Genomic DNA, 15,574 nt, shown 5'->3' on the forward strand with positions numbered 1-15,574 from the left:
AATTATATCTCTATATAATTAACCTCTCCTCTTCTTTTCTTGCTTAGGTCTTTCAATAGCTATTATCCTAACCCCAACACCTATAAGCTTTCTCATTACAGCATCAAGGAATCTCACATAAGAACCTTTCTGCCCCACAGCAGCCCCAACAACATCCTCATATATCTTTATCTGGAGATTAGGACCTGCGAAATCAACTTCGTCTATGTGTTTCCAAATCCATGCTGTTGGATGCAAAGCTCTAACAAACTCTTTAAAATCTAGGTTTAGCTCCACTGCTCTTAATTTCTTATTCAATTCTTTTTCAGCAGAGTTTATTCTCTCACCACCTTTTCCAACAACTCTTCCAAGATGCCCCTGCTTAGCAATGATTAATGCATCAGGAACGTGCTCAGATGATATTTCATATTTCTGCTTATACTGCGCTACATCAACAACGGTGATTATATCTGCATCAGGTGCTTTAGCCTTGATTATGTCAAAAATCTTTTTCTCTTCATCGGACATTGCTCTAGACCTTAACTTGTATTCAAGTAGAAATCTAAGACCCCTCTTAGCACCTTCTCTAACAATATCCTTTATTCCAAGATCTACAACACGAGACTTTTCCTCACTTAAAAGAACTTCTCTAATCAATGCAGCAGGATCACTTTGAACTTCTCTTAAAGCTTGAAAAACAGGATCTCCAGCAACAATCAATCGACTATTTCTTCCCACTCTAACAATGGCTTCTATAATTGTTTCAGATTTCATTAACTGAATATCATCTATAAACACAATGGAATCATCAAATGTTCTACCCCTTAAATAATGTGGATCTACAATAACTATTTTACTACCTATCAACCCCTCTACCTGATTCCAATCAACAATAACTCCAATAACATCTTGCATATAGCTTTTAACTATTCCCATGAAAGCTTCTGGGGATTTCGCAATTGTTATCTCCTCACCAGTTGTTATATCAACTACTGGTTTTATTATTATGAATCTCTTGTATCCATTTGTTAACACATTGTGTATTCCATATGCTAAACTAAACAAAGACTTACCTGTACCTGTAGGTCCAAAAAAGCCTAGCACCTCATAGTTTTTGTCATTAAGAGCATTATACATTTCCTCTTGTCCTGGTGTAAGAGGCTTTATCTTATCCCAGATGCTTATACTCATAACAATCACTGTAGAGACTCTTTAAATTCTCTCTTCTAAATATCAACGTTTTTTAAAAACTTAAATAGTTTTTCAAGTTTTTGCTTCCCCTCTTTAAGCATTTCATTAGCAATATCTACTATGCGCTTAAAGTCATTCACAACAATGGTGTCACCATCTTTTAAAAGAAATGGAACCCATATACCACTTACAACCTCTACAACAATACCTCCACTACCAATAGACAATATGCCACTGTGCTTAAATCCAGCAGCGCGAACTATATTCAATAGCTTATTTGCAGAACTAAGATTAAGAGCATTAAAATGTATTATGGGTCCACTTACAATTAGCCATAGCCTATGCAAAGTTTTTTGATTAACAACATCTAGTAGTTCACTAAGTAACAAGGGTTGATGCTTTTTAAATATCACATAAGCTTCGTCTCTTTGCCACGGATACACAGAGTCAACAATTGATATTCTACCACTGCAAGAACTTGTGGTATATATGTTTTTCTTTGTGAACACTGTGAAAATAAGATCTTTTATATCTGCATCAACATATCCTATCTCAATATCTTCTAAAAATCTTTTATATGCCTCTTCTCTTCTGCGTCTCCAAACCTCTTCATTTACAGACTCTAAAAGTATTTGATTATCTGAATGAATCATTTAGAGAAATACCCGCTTAACCACTTCCTGAAAAGAATTTCTCAAGTTCCTCTTTAACTATAGCAGCAACTATTTTCCCATCAACACGCCCTCTAACTTCGGCCATCACCTTTCCCATTAAATATTGAAATGCTTTATCCCCTCTCTTCTTAACTTCTTCAGACACCTCATATAATTTTGTCCTAACAAGTCTCCTCAAATCCTCAACACTAATTTTCTGCATTTTCACACTTTTCACAACCTCGTCAACTGATGTATCAGGCTTTTGATGCAATATCAATGCTATTGCAACCAAATCCTCTTTACTGGCATCACCCAAATTACTCAAGATACTAGCAATTTTGTAGAAGAAAGAATCATCAACAGTGTCTAAATCAATACCTTTCTTTTTAAGTTCTCCATAAACAGTTGTGAAAAGCATTGCCAAAGTTTTTGGATTTACACCATAGTTTCTGGTTAAATATTCGTATAGTGACATGTAATCACTATAAACAAGTTGTTTAGCAAGCTCAGCGCTAAGCCCATACAAATTGATGAACTGATTTATTTTCTCATCTACTGTTGGCGGCATAATCTTCTTGGCTTCTTCAAGAAGCTCAGTAGTTATTCTTATTGGTGGTATATCAGTTTCTGGATACATTCTAGCAGCACCTGGCTGTGGTCTCATATACCTCGTTGTTCCATCTTCATTAGCAGCCCTAGTCTCTTTTGGTATTCCCTCAATAGCTACTGCACATCTCTCTTTTATGGTTTCCAAAGCCTTTTTCGCTTTCTCAGGCTTGTCAATAACTATAACAAACGCATCTAAAGGCTCTATATCAAGTACTTGTTTTAGCTTCTTTAAAACATCTTCATCAACTCCATAACCAGGTAGCTCATCGCTGTGAATAATTCCTTTTACACCTGCCCACTGCCTGGCATAATCAGCAAGCTCTGTACCAAATCTTCTATTGTGTTGAAGCTCTACACCAAGTATTCCATCGAATCTAGGCAGCTTCACCGCATATGCCTTGCCACCACTTTTTATATTGTCTAAAACAAGTTTGCTTGAGCTATGAAGCATCACATCTGTAACATCAACAATTTTTTGAGTGAGTACCTCAGATTGTGTAGCACCTCTTTTTCTAAGTTCATCTCTTATCATTTTCAAGCCTATTAACCGCCTAGCCTCCTCCTCAACAACCTTTGGAATGAGCTCCAATTTCTGAACACCTTTAATTTCTATCTTTGGGCTTTCAGCAATAGACAAGTTGAGATCTTGTCTAATGCTTCCAATACCTCTTCTAACCTTGCCTGTAAACCTCAGCATTAAGCCAATTTTCTCAGCAACTCTTCTTGCCTGCAAAGGAGTTGAAATATCTGGTGCTGTTGATATTTCAATTAATGGTATTCCAAGTCTATCAAGACCATAGGTTACAACACCTGCTTCTTCAGCTATTTTTCTTGCAGCATCTTCTTCTACAGCAATAGTTTGAATACCAACAGGCCCCTCATCATCATTAACATATCCACCAAAAGCTACAATAGCTGTTCTCTGAAAACCAGTTGTGTTAGAACCATCTATAACTATTTTCCTCATAACATGCACTTCATCAACAATAAAGGAGTTAAAAGATAAAGCCATTGCCAGCGCTACTACAAGAGCCTCCACATTAAGTGGATGTGGAGGCTCTTCATCAAGTTCAACTAAGCAAGAAGCAGCTATTGGTGCAAGATACTTAAATAAACGCTTTCTCTGAAACTCAAAAGCAGCAGCAGCATCAACTTCTCCAAGCTCGCTTCTTGTAGCACGCAAAAATCTTTCAAAAGACTGTGACTTGGTCAAATCATTGTCGTCAACTAGCTTCACAGGGCAATTGCAAAACAGTTTTGTATGTGTATTTAATTGCTGATGTATCTCAAGACCAACCTTTAAACCAATTTTTCTATAGTCAATATTTGTTGGTACAGTCAAGGTAGCTTTTGCTATAGGCAATCACCCAAGAAATTAGGCTTTAAACAAAAATTAATACTTTTATTGCTAAATAATGTTGTTAATGCTTTATACTAGTATGGCGCAAAAAACTCTGAAAAATCTATGACTTCTGTGCTGTTGCAGACTTTCTTGGAACAGATGATGGTGGAACAACTGTAGGTACAGGAAGACCCTGAGCTTTTCTTTGCCTTATCCAATGCTCTCGTCTATTTCTAATTCTAGGCACAAGATTTCTTTTGGGTTTTGGAGGTATTTTTGGTGTTTGGCTTCTTACCTTACCCGCTTTTGTCAATGATCCATGCGATGGCATAAAACATCGCCTATTCAAATCATAATTTCATTAATTAATTTATAAGGCTTTATGCTTATCATCTACATTGCTTCAAATAATGCCTACATTAAAGCATTTGTAATATATTTAACAGTCTTTGTAAACTTCTCAATATAATTTATATATCTTTTATATAAAATATAGAAAACATGCTGACATGAGGTGTGTTTGTGATGAGTGAGAAAGTATATGTTGTTGATACACCTATAGGGGTATTTGCATTAAATGCTGCTGGCGAAATCATAGATCAACTGCTTTATCCAAAAGATATTGGTAGAGTAGTTGAGGAAATGTTATCGCTGAGTGAAAGCAAAGTCAGTAATTCGTTACATCAGCTTTTAGAATCTTTGAAGAGCAAGGTTAGTGTGGAGAACACTGTTTTTGTTTTTGAGGATTCTGAAATTGCTAGACAAGTTGGTGAAAAAGGGTTTAGAACAAGTGTTGAAATAGCTAATGCTATTGCTAAGAATTTTAGAAAGGATTTGCCAACTTTGGCTATTAAACTAGGTTTATTTAAAACTGATGAAGAGTATAGGGATTATGTTCATCAAATTTCGCTTGAGCTTACACGAAGAAAACTTAGAAAATTTGCTCAGAAAAGAGATTTGCTTGCTATTCAAGCTATAAGAGCTATTGATGATATTGACAAAACACTAAACTTGTTTGCAGCAAGACTAAGAGAGTGGTACAGTATTCACTTTCCAGAGCTTGATGATATTGCTAAGGAGCATGAGGAGTACATGAGAATTGTTGCTGAGCTAGGGTTTAGAGACAATATAGTGACAGAAAGTTTGGTAAAGCTAGGTATTTCTGAGGGTAGGGCAAAGAAAATAGCAGAGGTTTCGAAACAGAGTATAGGGGCAGACTTATCTGAAATGGATATGAGCATTATTCAAACAGTTGCAAACATATGGCTGGAGTTATTCGAGCTTAGACAAAAACTTACAGACTATATAACCCAGGTCATGAAGGAGGTAGCACCCAATGTTACAGCCTTAGTGGGTCCACTTCTTGGCGCAAGACTTCTAAGCTTAGCTGGTAGCTTGGAGGAATTAGCTAAGCTTCCTGCTAGCACGGTACAGGTCTTAGGTGCTGAAAAAGCTTTGTTTAGAGCTTTGAGAACTGGTGGTAAACCACCAAAGCATGGCGTAATATTCCAGTTCCCAGAAATTAGAAAAGCGCCAAAGTGGCAAAGAGGCAAAATAGCTAGAGCTCTTGCCACAAAACTTAGTATAGCAGCAAGAATAGACTTCTTTAGCGGTAGATATGTTGGAGATGAGCTTAAACAAAAACTAATGGAGAGAATAGAGGAGGTTAAGAAGCTTTATCCAAAGCCTCCAAAAAAGGAAGTAAGAGAGGCAAAGCCAAAGCCACGTAGAGAAGGTAGAAGAGAGGGTAAGAAGTAATCAGCATAAAATTAGCTAGATAAGCTAAAATTCCAATTTAAACAATAACACATATAGAAAAGGTGAAGACCTTTGTCTTACATATCAGCAACAAACATCTACGAACATCCAAAATACCCTAGAGTCTATGTAGTAGAACTTGAAGATGGAAGTAGTAGATTAGCCACAAAAAATCTTGTTCCAGGAAAAAGAGTTTATGGCGAGCACTTGTTCAAGTGGAGTGATGGAGAATACAGGGAGTGGAACGCATATAGAAGCAAATTAGCGGGAGCCCTTGTAAAAGGGTTGAAGGAGCTTCCCATAAAAGAAGGACAGAAAATACTTTACCTTGGAGCTGGATCAGGCACAACAGCTAGTCACATATCAGATATCATAGGTTTAAAAGGAATGATATTTGCTGTTGAATTTGCTCCACGTGTAATGAGAGAACTTATTGTTGTTGCTGATGACAGACCAAATATAGTGCCAATATTAGAGGATGCAAGATTTCCAATGAGATATAGAATGGTTGTTGAGGAAGTTGATGGACTTTATGCAGATATAGCTCAGCCAGAGCAGGCAAGCATTGTTGCAGATAATGCAGACATGTTTTTGAAAAATGGGGGATGGTTATTGCTAGCTATAAAGGCAAGAAGTATTGATGTTACTGCAGAGCCTAGTGATGTCTATAAAAAAGAGATTGAAACATTGACTAGAAGAGGATTTGAAATTGTTGATGTGGTTCATTTAGAACCTTTTGACAAGGATCATGCAATGGTCTATGCTATTTACAGAAAACAACTCAAATAACTTAATATTTTTGAACTATACATTTACGTAGCTTAGTAAATGGGTAAATAATGTGTATAGGGGTACTGAAAATACTGGGGAATATACTTATAAAACTATCAAAGTAAATGTAGATAGAATTCTAAATGATTTAGCGAGTAATAGAAACGTTAACATCTTACATAGACTAACATATCCCAAGGATAGATCTGTTGACCATGTGCTAGAGTATAAAAATTGCAAAACATTATTAAAGTTTTCAAATAATGTATCATCAAGAAGCAAACTATATCAAGAACTCAAGAAGCTTTCAAAGGAGCTTAAGGTCAATTCATTGATAGTGACAAATAAATTTAATGATAATGATATAGTACATGATGTTCTGTACATAAGAGGTTTTATTGGAATAATATCAACTCAAACTATTCAACGCTATGCCAAAGGAGACAAGGTGTTTGTTTATGAATACAATGGAATGTTGTATGTAAAGATCAATGGTGCAAAGCTTAAGAGGTTAAGAGAGAACAAGGGTTATAGAATACATGAACTTGCTAATGTCATTGGAATTTCTGCTAAAACTTTGAAAAGCTATGAAAATGGGAAAATGGATATGACTATAGAAAAAGCATATAGATTTCTAGAGGTTTTAGGAAATGAGTTTAGTGATGCTATTGAGGAAGTTGATATTTTTAGGGATAGAATTTTGCAAAAAGATGTAGAAAGTCATGTTTATGTGAGAAACATTGTTGTTGATAAAAGATATAAAATAATTGATAAGCTTAAGAGCTATGGTCTAGAAGTAAACATCTATAACTTCATACCATCAGATATTATCACAGGCAATGAAAACACTAGATTCTTTATATCCTACATAGAGAGAAATCTAAATGAAGAAGAAGCAAAGACAAAGTGTAAAAACAACTACTTTTTTGCATTAACATTCAAAGGAAAACCAATTGTTGTTGCTGATGACGATGTGAATCAAAAAACATTAACAACAGTTGAAAGCTATGGACATGTTAGCAAAGTTTCCAATATAGAGGAGCTAGCTAAAGAAATTGTGGAAGATATTAAAAGATGATCACATGTGGTAGCAATTGCAATAACTGGAGAACCTGGTGTTGGAAAGACAACTCTATTACTAAAGCTAGTAGAGTATTTGAGATCAATGAATGTGACTGTTTACGGATTTTACTGTCCAGAGGTGAGAGAAGGAGGTAAGAGAATAGGATTCAGAATAGTTGATATAGCTAAAAACAATCAAGGGTGGCTTGCTCTCATACCTGAAAAAGCTATTGAAATGGGCTATGATATTGCATTTCTTAAAAGAATAGGAAGGTATGTTCTGATTAATTATGAGGCTGAGAAAGTAGGTAGAGAAGCCTTGAAAATGCAATGCAAAAACTGTGTACTAGCAATAGATGAAATAGGGCCTATGGAGCTTTCTATAGAGGGTTTAAGAAGAGAGATTATTCAAGCCATTAAAAACTGTGACCATTTATTAATAACACTTCATAGAAATATGAGAGATAGAGATATACTAAAGCTTTTGCAAAGCAAAAACACTGAAATCATAACACTCACAAAATTTAACAGAGATAAGATGTTCAATGAGATGGTCAATAAATTAAAGAATGAGTTTTTTAAATCAATCGATAGATAGACACAGCAGAATTGCCTATCCAAAGTCTTCTAACTATAGTGCTCTCTTAAGAATTTGAATAGTGATAAAATATGAGTATGTGTCCAACAGGTTATGAGTTAATATTCGAGGGATTGGCCAAGGTTTGCATACCAAGCCCTGAGCTATACAAGAGATCAAATGGTATATACGAACCTTCATGGGCTCCAACATTCTACAATCCTGAAATGGTTGAGAATAGAGATATTACAATGGCAGTTTTATTGAGTATTTTACGTGGATATAAAAAAAGCTTTGTTTTTGTAGATCCTATGGCGGCAACAGGTGTTAGAAGCATTAGATTTGCTTTGGAGATTGGAAAAGAGATTGATGTGCCTTTAAGTATTTATATAGGTGATATTTCTGCAAAATCAATTAATATAATTAAACATAATGTTAGTATTAATAGAATTTATGATATTCATAACATCTCTATTTCGATAAACTTAATTGATGCTAATGAGTATATCTACTATTTAAAAAGAAATGGTGTGGTGATGGACTATATAGATTTAGATCCATTTGGCACTCCAGCACCATATGTGCATTCTGCCATGGCATGTATAAAGAGGGAGGGAGTAGTAGGTGTTACAGCAACAGATGTTGCAGTTCTTGAGGGAAAGTATGCAAATACTCTGTATAGGCGATATGGTGTAAAAGGAGTTAAAACGCATATATCTAAGGAAATTGCTGTAAGAACTTTGCTATTATTTCTTCTAAGGGTTGTAGCAACTTTTGACAGGTTTATTCAGCCTGTGCTATCATATCAGTACAAGCACTATGTTAGAACTTTTGTAAGTGTTTCTGAAGGTGCTTTTAAAACCGATGCAGTTTTAGCCAAGTGTGTTGGGAGGTTGTGGCATTGTATGAGCTGTGGATATAGCATGTTTGAGTCTTTAAGTAATGGCAGTAACTTTGTGAAGAGGTGTCCCATATGTGGAAGTAACATGGTTGTTGTAGAGCCTTTGTGGATTTGCAATTTAGTTAATAAAGATTTTGTGAAATTAGTATATGCAAATGCTTTGAACATGCCATGGCTAAAAGAATCAACTATTAATATCCTCAGTAAATTGAGTGAGACAAGTTATGATCTTCCCACGATAAGAATTAGTGTTCTGGCACGAAAACTTAAAACAAGCATCCCGCAGGTGTCGAGGGTTTTGAAATGCTTAGAGGAATATGGTGTTGTAGCGTATAGGAGTATTTTCTATGAAGATGGCATCTTGGCAAATGCTTCGGAAGATTTGTTGATTAAATGTATTAAATCACAAAATGAATAAGCAGTAGAGTTGAAACATATTTTGCATGTTATTTAGTTTTTGTGTTCATAGCCTTGGAAAATAAATACTTAGTTAAAATTATGCATTTGCTTGGCTCATGTATTTTATCAATGCCACATACACTTAAATATCTACATGTTATGCAAGGTATTTCAAAAAGCTCTTGCTGCAACAAATCCAAAGCTTTATTGGCGCCTTCATCGCCTTCAGTTACTGCTTTTAAAAAGTAAGCTGTTTTCCCATTATTTTCAATCTTTATTCTCTTAACCAATTTCAGTTTAATCAACTTCTTCACAATATGTTGAAGAGTTCTAGGTTTAATGTTTCTAAGTTCCGGCATTTCCTTCAATTTTCTTTGCCAAATACCTCCAACACTCTCTGTCTCCTTCTTAATAATGTCATAAACAATCCTCTCTACATCACTCAGGTTATCCAAAGAGATTTTTCTCACCTTGTTTGCAGCAACCTCTATACTACTAGTAGAAATACTACAAAGTCTAATAAATGCATTATAAAATTTTTGAATAGATCTATAATAGAAAGGTGTTGACATAGCTCTGTTTAATTAGTTAAACATAGATGGTTATGTTTAATTTGTCTATGATATCTCTATACCTATTTCTAATAGTGACTTCTGTTACATTAGCAGCTTCAGCAACTTGTTTTTGAGTTTTTTTCTCATCAACAAGAATAGATGCTATATAAACAGCTGCAGCTGCTATACCTGCTGGGTCTTTTCCTTCGGCAAGCCCTTCTCTCTTCAATATATCTATTATTTTCGCAGCTAACACATATGCTTTTTGACTTAACTGCAAATTTGATATTATTGAGGGTAAATACTTGCGTGGATCTACATATGCTTTGAATTCATTTATGTCTGCTTTGAAGTAAACATCTGAAATAAACTTCCAGTATTCCTCCTCATCGATGTTGAATCTAGCTAAAAGTTCTCTTACTCTCACAGGTATTCCATGTTTTCTAGATGCTAAAACTATTGAGGCTAAAGCCAATATTTTTAGCTTATCAACTCTTGGTTGAATAGAGCTAAATATTTTTCGAAGAAGCAATGCAGCAGTTTCAGAAACTTGATCAGGTAGATTAATTAAAGCGCACATCTGATTTAAGTATGTGAGAGCCTCAACTATTTTTCTCTCGTTTTTATATACACGAGTTCTTCTTTGAATTAATGCAAGTTTCCTATTTTTAACAGACTCTCTATATTTTTTAATAGATAAATCTACTTCAGTTGATAATCCAGAATCATGAACTTTATATGTTATACTTCCCATGTGTGCTCTTTTAATCCACTCTTCTGATGTGTAAGCACGCCAATCAGGACCTATAAACACTTGCCCTTCTTCTATTACCTCACCAGTGTCTAAGCATATAACAGAACCTCTTTCATTATCAACAACAACATTTGTGCAGCTCAATGCTTCTTACCTCTACCAAGCTTTCTTATTCTGTAGAATAGAAGCATTGATGGTTTTATAAATGAAATCATGCTTAGTCTCAATGGCTTAACAACAGCATAGGGACTATCAACAGGTCCAATAACATCAACAACTTTTCCCATTAGCTCATTGTTTGCATCCACAACTTCTGATCCTATTGGTGGCAAAAACTTTTTTTCATGTATTTTCACAATAACATATTTAGATCTGGTAATATGTAAAACAGTTCCCAAAGGCCTAACAGCCAATTAAGTAACACCAAATAAAGTAGTTCTTGAGAAAGACTATTTTAAGCATTAGACTAATACTACCTTATTATGTTCTATGTAATTCAAATTCTATTATATTTTCAAATAACTTTATGAGTTAATCACAGAAGTTTTATAATGATTTTGAAAAGTATATAGACAAAATAGTTTTTAAATTTTCGATATTATGCTTTTATCTTCTCGCACTTCTTTTCTCATGTATGTACCTAGCTAGTAATTTGATTATGTGATATTTGCTAAAACTAGTTTCTACAACAATTAATCCACTTGGTCTATACCAAACCCTTGGATATTTTTTGTTCTGTACATACATACACTTTATACCAAGATTCTCACATGCCTCTAGCAATTCCTCAGGTTTTGGATTTTCAATACAAAATTGTTTAGAAAGTTTTCGACCCAATCTTCTTGGCAATGAGCAATCGAAGTATTGAAGCCATATTCTCCTCATAGGCATAGAATTACACATTAATAAAACTTTTATTTAGATTATTGATTATATAGCTGTTACTTAACTCTTTTTAGCCTCCTCAATAAGTACAGCGTTTACAACACCATCTTGAGAAGGTCTCGATATAACCTTTGCCTTTCCTACTTCAGTATTTATTATTGCTCCCTTCACTATTATACCACGTCTTGCCAACTCCCTATTTGCAGGAGTTTCAACAACCCCAAGTATTCTAGTCTTTGTATACTGTTTTGTGTTAGGGTTGTAAACATTTGCAAAAGCAACGTACTTCAATCTAATTTTGGTATTACCACCATAAACCCTTTCAATAACCCTTACATCAGCTTGGGATAGTCTCGTTTCTGTAGGGTAGCTACCTATTTCATGCTTTCTTGGCTTTCTATGCTTTCTCTTTAAACCACCTGATATCTTCCTTAAGTCATTTCCTTGGTAAAACCCCATTAGATTTAACACCTACTTGTTTAGCAACAAATTTTGTAAACATGACATCAACTTTTAAACTTTTATCCCTATCATCTATTGCATAGTCTATATGTAATTCGAATGCGTTTATAAAATTTTATGTGGTTTAGAATGAGTAGAAAAAAGTCATTAAATAACCTCAAGGACTTGCTTATAGATAAAATATTTGATATTCTTTTAAAACCACGAACCCAAAAATTTCTTCAGCCATTTATAGACACAATGTATTCTGTTTATGAGAAGTATCTCTATAAGCAGGTAATTGGAGGTTCAATGCCACGACACGTCGCGATAATACCAGATGGTAATAGAAGATGGGCTAGAGAGCATGGGCTAGATGTTAAAGAAGGTCATAGATATGGGTATGAGAAAATGAAAGAGGTTCTGCAAATGCTGTATGATTTGGGAATTAGAGTTGTAACAGTATATGCCATGTCATATGAGAACTGTATCTATAGAAATGAAGAAGAGAAAAACAATTTATTTACCATAATTAAAACTGGCTTGGAAACATTATTGAATGAAGGGGTGCTTCAGAGATACAAAGTAAATGTAAAAGTCTTTGGAAAATTAGATTTGGTGCGTAAAGATGTTTTAGATGCTGTAACACGTATTGAAAAAGAATCATCTCATTATAGTGATAGATTTCTCAATATTGCTTTATGCTATGGAGGCAGACAAGAAATAGTTGATGCTGTAAAAAATATAGCTAAAGATGTTTTAATTGGCAAAATCAGTGTTGACGATATTTCAGAGGAATTGATAAAGAAATACATATCAACTTCACATCTAAACGAGCTTTCCGAACCTGACTTAGTTATCAGAACATCAGGTGAAATGAGAATAAGCAATTTTTTACTATGGCAAATAGCTTATAGCGAGCTATATTTCTGCGATGTTTACTGGCCTGATTTCAGAAAAATAGATTTGCTTAGAGCCATAAGATCTTATCAAAGAAGAGAACGCAGATATGGAAGATAAGAAAACAGTTGTCTATTTTTCTTGTTTCTCCTGACCATATAAAACGTAAAGATCGTACAATGTTACTCTCTCTCCTCTGCTAATCTTATCTAAAACCTTTGCTTTTTTCTCTTGTAACATTCTTTGCTGAACACTTTTTTCATACTCATCCCTTATCCTCTTTAACTCTCTTAATAACTCATAATAACGCCTCCTTTTTTCCTGAATTTCATTATTTATTGTTGCAAGTCTATTCTTAATTTCATCTCGTTGATTCTTCAAAGTTTTTATATCATCTATAATATTACTAATCTCATTCTTTAATTTATCTCGCTGAGCTTTAAGATTATTCAACTGGTTTATAGCATCTCTCAAAACACTTCTTTTCTTTTCAATCTCACTTCTTAATTCTGAAATAGCATTCTTAGTTTTTTCATATCTACTAGAAATATCGCCATATCTCATATGCAGCGAAAGTAGTGTTTTTAGCTTCTGTTCTAATCTAGAAATTTCACTAACTATTTCTTTCTCCCTTTCTGGTTCTATATTAGGTGTTGTGATTAGTGTCCACTCTAACTGCTCTATCTTTGCTCTTAGCTCATCTATAGCAATAAGAGATTCTCTTCCCCTAGACAATTCTCTAAACTCAGTAGAAATCTGCTTCAATTCCTTAAACATCTCCCCAAGCCTAGATCTTAAAGTCTGAATGTCATTTTTTAGAGAAAATATTTTTTCTCTCAATTTAGCTATTTCATTTCTTATATTAGAAAGATCTTCTCTTTTCTTCTTCAACTCCTCTCTTCTCGCACTGAGTTTTTCCCTAATTTCACCTAATTGTCTTCTCAACTCATTTCTTTGAATTATTAGATTTTGTAAATCTTCTCTTAACGAACTTATTTCTAAGCTAATTATCTCTTCCCGATTTTTTGACAAGACTCTTACCACTCAAAATAGTTTGTTTACAAAATTTCACTAGGCTCCTCAGTATAAAAGTCTTCACCTCCAGCAAAAACTCGTTGCACTTCGGCGTAGAGCTCATCAATACCATCTCCAGTAAGAGCTGAAACCATAACTGCATTTTCTAAATAGTTTTCAACAATTTTTTCAACAAAGGTGTAGCTATTTTCGAAAGAAAACTCGCTAAGAATAATTTGTTCACTGCTTCTAAGTGTTATTATGAAATCTGATGGGTTTTCAATAATTTTTGCAATTTGCGTATATTCCTCCTTTGAAAGCAAATCAATTTTTGTAATAACAGATAGCTGTGGTTTTCTATGAGAAAAAGCTGTTGCTAGTGAAAGTATTGTTAAAGGAATTAGCGTTGCTGGTTTTAGAACCATTTGGGACTCGACAAGGAAAAGAACAACTGATTTATATCCCCTAGTCAAGGAATCAATTATTATAGGACCTGCCTTTCTAAAAGCAAAAACCTCTAACTGTCCAGGTGTATCAACAATAACATAGTTTGGTTTTTCTTCATTAATTTCCTCCACAAGATCATTAACATAGTTTAGCATTAAATCAACTGAAGCTATTAAAGCTCCATTGGGTCCAAGATTATATCTCTTCATAACATCATCTACTGTGACATAGTTTCTAATATCAACATCTGGAGTGTAGGGAAGCCAATCAGCAGCTGGATCAAGATTTACAACAGTTGTTGTCAACCCATGTTCTTCTAACCAGTTGTGAAAAGCCATGGCAAGAAAACTTTTTCCAGAGCCTGCAGGACCTAACATAAACACATAGTACATGGAGTATACACCCATTTCATAACCATGGAATAAACATTCACATTAATTGTAACAGCAAAGGCAATGTAATTATTTTCTTTGGAAATTTAAAAACATTATATTTGTAGCCACAGTACTTGCAACTCTTATCAGACTTTATGTTTAATTTAAACAAGTGACCTCCTTGTCTCACAATTATTGGGTTTTGACATGAGATACAACTAGTTGAGGCAATCTCAACGACGTCTTCCATGGGTGCTTGCACAATAATACCCATTTTTCTAAGCCAATCAATGATATAAAGCTTTTTACTAAGCTCCATAAAATCATTTGCGAATACAAAGTTTAGTGGTATTGTTTTCGTTTTTAAAAGGTTTTTCAATGCATCAACAAATTTGTGGAAAACATCCACAGCATTTCTTAGTGTTGTAATATAAACTATTTCAACATGCTTATTATTCTCTGTTAGGAAATTAAGAAATGATATTAATTCGCCATAATTAATCTCATCGTTATGAATATCAACAACTTCGATTAATGCAACATCAATGTATTGAGCAATTTGCTGTAGCAGAATCTTTTCTTTGGGTATTAAAACACTGTTTATTTTCATTCCAATGGAAGTGTTTCTTAATCTATGCAGTTCTTTAAGAAGATCAGTAACACCATTCTTTTTATAGGGTTCTCCACCATGCAGCATGACCAGGTCTGGATTATACTTTGTTATCAATTCCACCAAATATGTTGTTTCAACATTAACCTTCTGTGCACTTCGACTATCTAAATTAGCTTCCCAAGGACAGTAATCACATGGTAGGGGACATTCAATAAAGTTTATGTTTATGGCTACTCCACCACTGCAGCAAAAAGCCAAGGGTATTTTCTCAACATTTATTAGAGTTATTGAGGCAATGGAGCTCAGCATTATAAGATCGCATATTTGGTACAGTTTGCTAAACTTAT

17 protein-coding genes and 1 pseudogene are annotated in these 15,574 nt (G+C 34.4%); 6 read left to right on the forward strand and 12 right to left on the reverse strand.

The window, feature by feature from the left end; translation table 11 throughout:
• Window positions 1-18: 18 nt before the first annotated feature.
• The 4 genes and pseudogenes from QPL79_RS00470 to QPL79_RS00485 all read right to left on the reverse strand — a co-directional run.
• Entirely contained in the window at window positions 19-1,170 is a 1,152-nt protein-coding gene (locus QPL79_RS00470; protein WP_285272822.1) for a PhoH family protein, read from the reverse strand.
• 35 nt (window positions 1,171-1,205) lie between these two features.
• Window positions 1,206-1,823, reverse strand: coding sequence for a tRNA(Phe) 7-((3-amino-3-carboxypropyl)-4-demethylwyosine(37)-N(4))-methyltransferase (locus QPL79_RS00475; RefSeq protein WP_285272823.1), 618 nt, complete (start codon window positions 1,821-1,823; stop codon window positions 1,206-1,208).
• A 16-nt stretch (window positions 1,824-1,839) separates the two neighbouring features.
• Window positions 1,840-3,798 carry a Glu-tRNA(Gln) amidotransferase subunit GatE gene (gatE, locus tag QPL79_RS00480; protein WP_285272824.1) on the reverse strand — a complete coding sequence of 653 codons (1,959 nt, stop codon included), beginning with the start codon at window positions 3,796-3,798 and terminating at the stop codon, window positions 1,840-1,842.
• A gap of 172 nt (window positions 3,799-3,970) precedes the next feature.
• Window positions 3,971-4,108: pseudogene (locus QPL79_RS00485) on the reverse strand (30S ribosomal protein S30e); the annotation flags it as partial.
• A gap of 194 nt (window positions 4,109-4,302) precedes the next feature.
• Here QPL79_RS00485 and QPL79_RS00490 point away from each other — a divergent pair.
• The 5 genes from QPL79_RS00490 to QPL79_RS00510 all read left to right on the forward strand — a co-directional run bounded on the left by QPL79_RS00490 (window position 4,303) and on the right by QPL79_RS00510 (window position 9,264).
• Complete coding sequence (locus QPL79_RS00490) at window positions 4,303-5,535, forward strand: C/D box methylation guide ribonucleoprotein complex aNOP56 subunit (RefSeq protein ID WP_285272826.1); 1,233 nt, start codon at window positions 4,303-4,305, stop codon at window positions 5,533-5,535.
• 72 nt (window positions 5,536-5,607) lie between these two features.
• The gene (locus QPL79_RS00495) at window positions 5,608-6,324 is read left to right on the forward strand and encodes a fibrillarin-like rRNA/tRNA 2'-O-methyltransferase (RefSeq protein WP_285272827.1); all 717 of its coding nucleotides are present in this window, start codon (window positions 5,608-5,610) and stop codon (window positions 6,322-6,324) included.
• 52 nt (window positions 6,325-6,376) lie between these two features.
• A complete protein-coding gene (locus QPL79_RS00500) occupies window positions 6,377-7,384 on the forward strand; it encodes a helix-turn-helix domain-containing protein (protein WP_285272828.1) in 1,008 nt (335 codons plus the stop codon).
• 6 nt (window positions 7,385-7,390) lie between these two features.
• Window positions 7,391-7,966, forward strand: a complete 576-nt coding sequence (locus tag QPL79_RS00505) for a nucleoside-triphosphatase (RefSeq protein ID WP_285272829.1) — start codon at window positions 7,391-7,393, stop codon at window positions 7,964-7,966.
• Between the two features lie 71 nt (window positions 7,967-8,037).
• Complete coding sequence (locus QPL79_RS00510) at window positions 8,038-9,264, forward strand: hypothetical protein (RefSeq protein ID WP_285272830.1); 1,227 nt, start codon at window positions 8,038-8,040, stop codon at window positions 9,262-9,264.
• Between the two features lie 28 nt (window positions 9,265-9,292).
• Here QPL79_RS00510 and QPL79_RS00515 read toward each other — a convergent pair whose 3' ends face one another.
• The 5 genes from QPL79_RS00515 to QPL79_RS00535 all read right to left on the reverse strand — a co-directional run bounded on the left by QPL79_RS00515 (window position 9,293) and on the right by QPL79_RS00535 (window position 11,897).
• Window positions 9,293-9,700: a hypothetical protein gene (locus tag QPL79_RS00515; protein ID WP_285272831.1), complete on the reverse strand. Its 408-nt coding sequence runs from the start codon at window positions 9,698-9,700 to the stop codon at window positions 9,293-9,295.
• A 133-nt stretch (window positions 9,701-9,833) separates the two neighbouring features.
• On the reverse strand, window positions 9,834-10,697 hold the full coding sequence (locus QPL79_RS00520; protein ID WP_285272832.1) for a transcription initiation factor IIB: 864 nt from the start codon (window positions 10,695-10,697) through the stop codon (window positions 9,834-9,836).
• A complete protein-coding gene (locus tag QPL79_RS00525) occupies window positions 10,694-10,966 on the reverse strand; it encodes an H/ACA ribonucleoprotein complex subunit GAR1 (RefSeq protein WP_285272833.1) in 273 nt (90 codons plus the stop codon). The genes QPL79_RS00520 and QPL79_RS00525 overlap by 4 nt, the downstream gene beginning before the upstream one ends.
• A gap of 193 nt (window positions 10,967-11,159) precedes the next feature.
• Window positions 11,160-11,444, reverse strand: a complete 285-nt coding sequence (locus QPL79_RS00530; protein ID WP_285272834.1) for a signal recognition particle subunit SRP19/SEC65 family protein — start codon at window positions 11,442-11,444, stop codon at window positions 11,160-11,162.
• A gap of 54 nt (window positions 11,445-11,498) precedes the next feature.
• Window positions 11,499-11,897, reverse strand: a complete 399-nt coding sequence (locus tag QPL79_RS00535; protein WP_285272835.1) for a 30S ribosomal protein S8e — start codon at window positions 11,895-11,897, stop codon at window positions 11,499-11,501.
• Between the two features lie 243 nt (window positions 11,898-12,140).
• Between QPL79_RS00535 and uppS the strand changes: the two genes are divergently transcribed.
• Complete coding sequence (gene uppS / locus QPL79_RS00540; RefSeq protein ID WP_350309060.1) at window positions 12,141-12,899, forward strand: polyprenyl diphosphate synthase; 759 nt, start codon at window positions 12,141-12,143, stop codon at window positions 12,897-12,899.
• 12 nt (window positions 12,900-12,911) lie between these two features.
• Here the strand turns inward: uppS and QPL79_RS00545 are convergent, their stop codons facing one another.
• From QPL79_RS00545 to QPL79_RS00555, 3 genes are read right to left on the reverse strand one after another with little or no spacing between them, the layout of a single operon-like run.
• Window positions 12,912-13,811, reverse strand: a complete 900-nt coding sequence (locus QPL79_RS00545) for a coiled-coil domain-containing protein (RefSeq protein ID WP_285272837.1) — start codon at window positions 13,809-13,811, stop codon at window positions 12,912-12,914.
• Window positions 13,812-13,837: 26 nt separating this feature from the next.
• Window positions 13,838-14,632, reverse strand: coding sequence for a PRK13768 family protein (locus QPL79_RS00550; protein ID WP_285272838.1), 795 nt, complete (start codon window positions 14,630-14,632; stop codon window positions 13,838-13,840).
• Between the two features lie 37 nt (window positions 14,633-14,669).
• Entirely contained in the window at window positions 14,670-15,536 is an 867-nt protein-coding gene (locus QPL79_RS00555; protein WP_285272839.1) for a radical SAM protein, read from the reverse strand.
• Window positions 15,537-15,574: the final 38 nt, after the last annotated feature.

The organism is Ignisphaera cupida (genome assembly GCF_030186535.1).
Lineage (GTDB): Archaea > Thermoproteota > Thermoprotei_A > Sulfolobales > Ignisphaeraceae > Ignisphaera > Ignisphaera cupida.

Excerpts from the sequence above, each read along its gene's own strand:
- QPL79_RS00535 (WP_285272835.1), bottom strand. The coding sequence starts at position 11,897 with ATGGGGTTTTACCAAGGAAATGACTTAAGGAAGATATCAGGTGGTTTA.
- QPL79_RS00490 (WP_285272826.1), top strand. The coding sequence starts at position 4,303 with ATGAGTGAGAAAGTATATGTTGTTGATACACCTATAGGGGTATTTGCA.
- QPL79_RS00475 (WP_285272823.1), bottom strand. The coding sequence starts at position 1,823 with ATGATTCATTCAGATAATCAAATACTTTTAGAGTCTGTAAATGAAGAG.
- uppS (WP_350309060.1), top strand. The coding sequence starts at position 12,141 with ATGTATTCTGTTTATGAGAAGTATCTCTATAAGCAGGTAATTGGAGGT.
- QPL79_RS00555 (WP_285272839.1), bottom strand. The coding sequence starts at position 15,536 with ATGCTGAGCTCCATTGCCTCAATAACTCTAATAAATGTTGAGAAAATA.
- QPL79_RS00530 (WP_285272834.1), bottom strand. The coding sequence starts at position 11,444 with ATGCCTATGAGGAGAATATGGCTTCAATACTTCGATTGCTCATTGCCA.
- QPL79_RS00550 (WP_285272838.1), bottom strand. The coding sequence starts at position 14,632 with ATGTACTATGTGTTTATGTTAGGTCCTGCAGGCTCTGGAAAAAGTTTT.
- QPL79_RS00510 (WP_285272830.1), top strand. The coding sequence starts at position 8,038 with ATGAGTATGTGTCCAACAGGTTATGAGTTAATATTCGAGGGATTGGCC.
- QPL79_RS00470 (WP_285272822.1), bottom strand. The coding sequence starts at position 1,170 with ATGAGTATAAGCATCTGGGATAAGATAAAGCCTCTTACACCAGGACAA.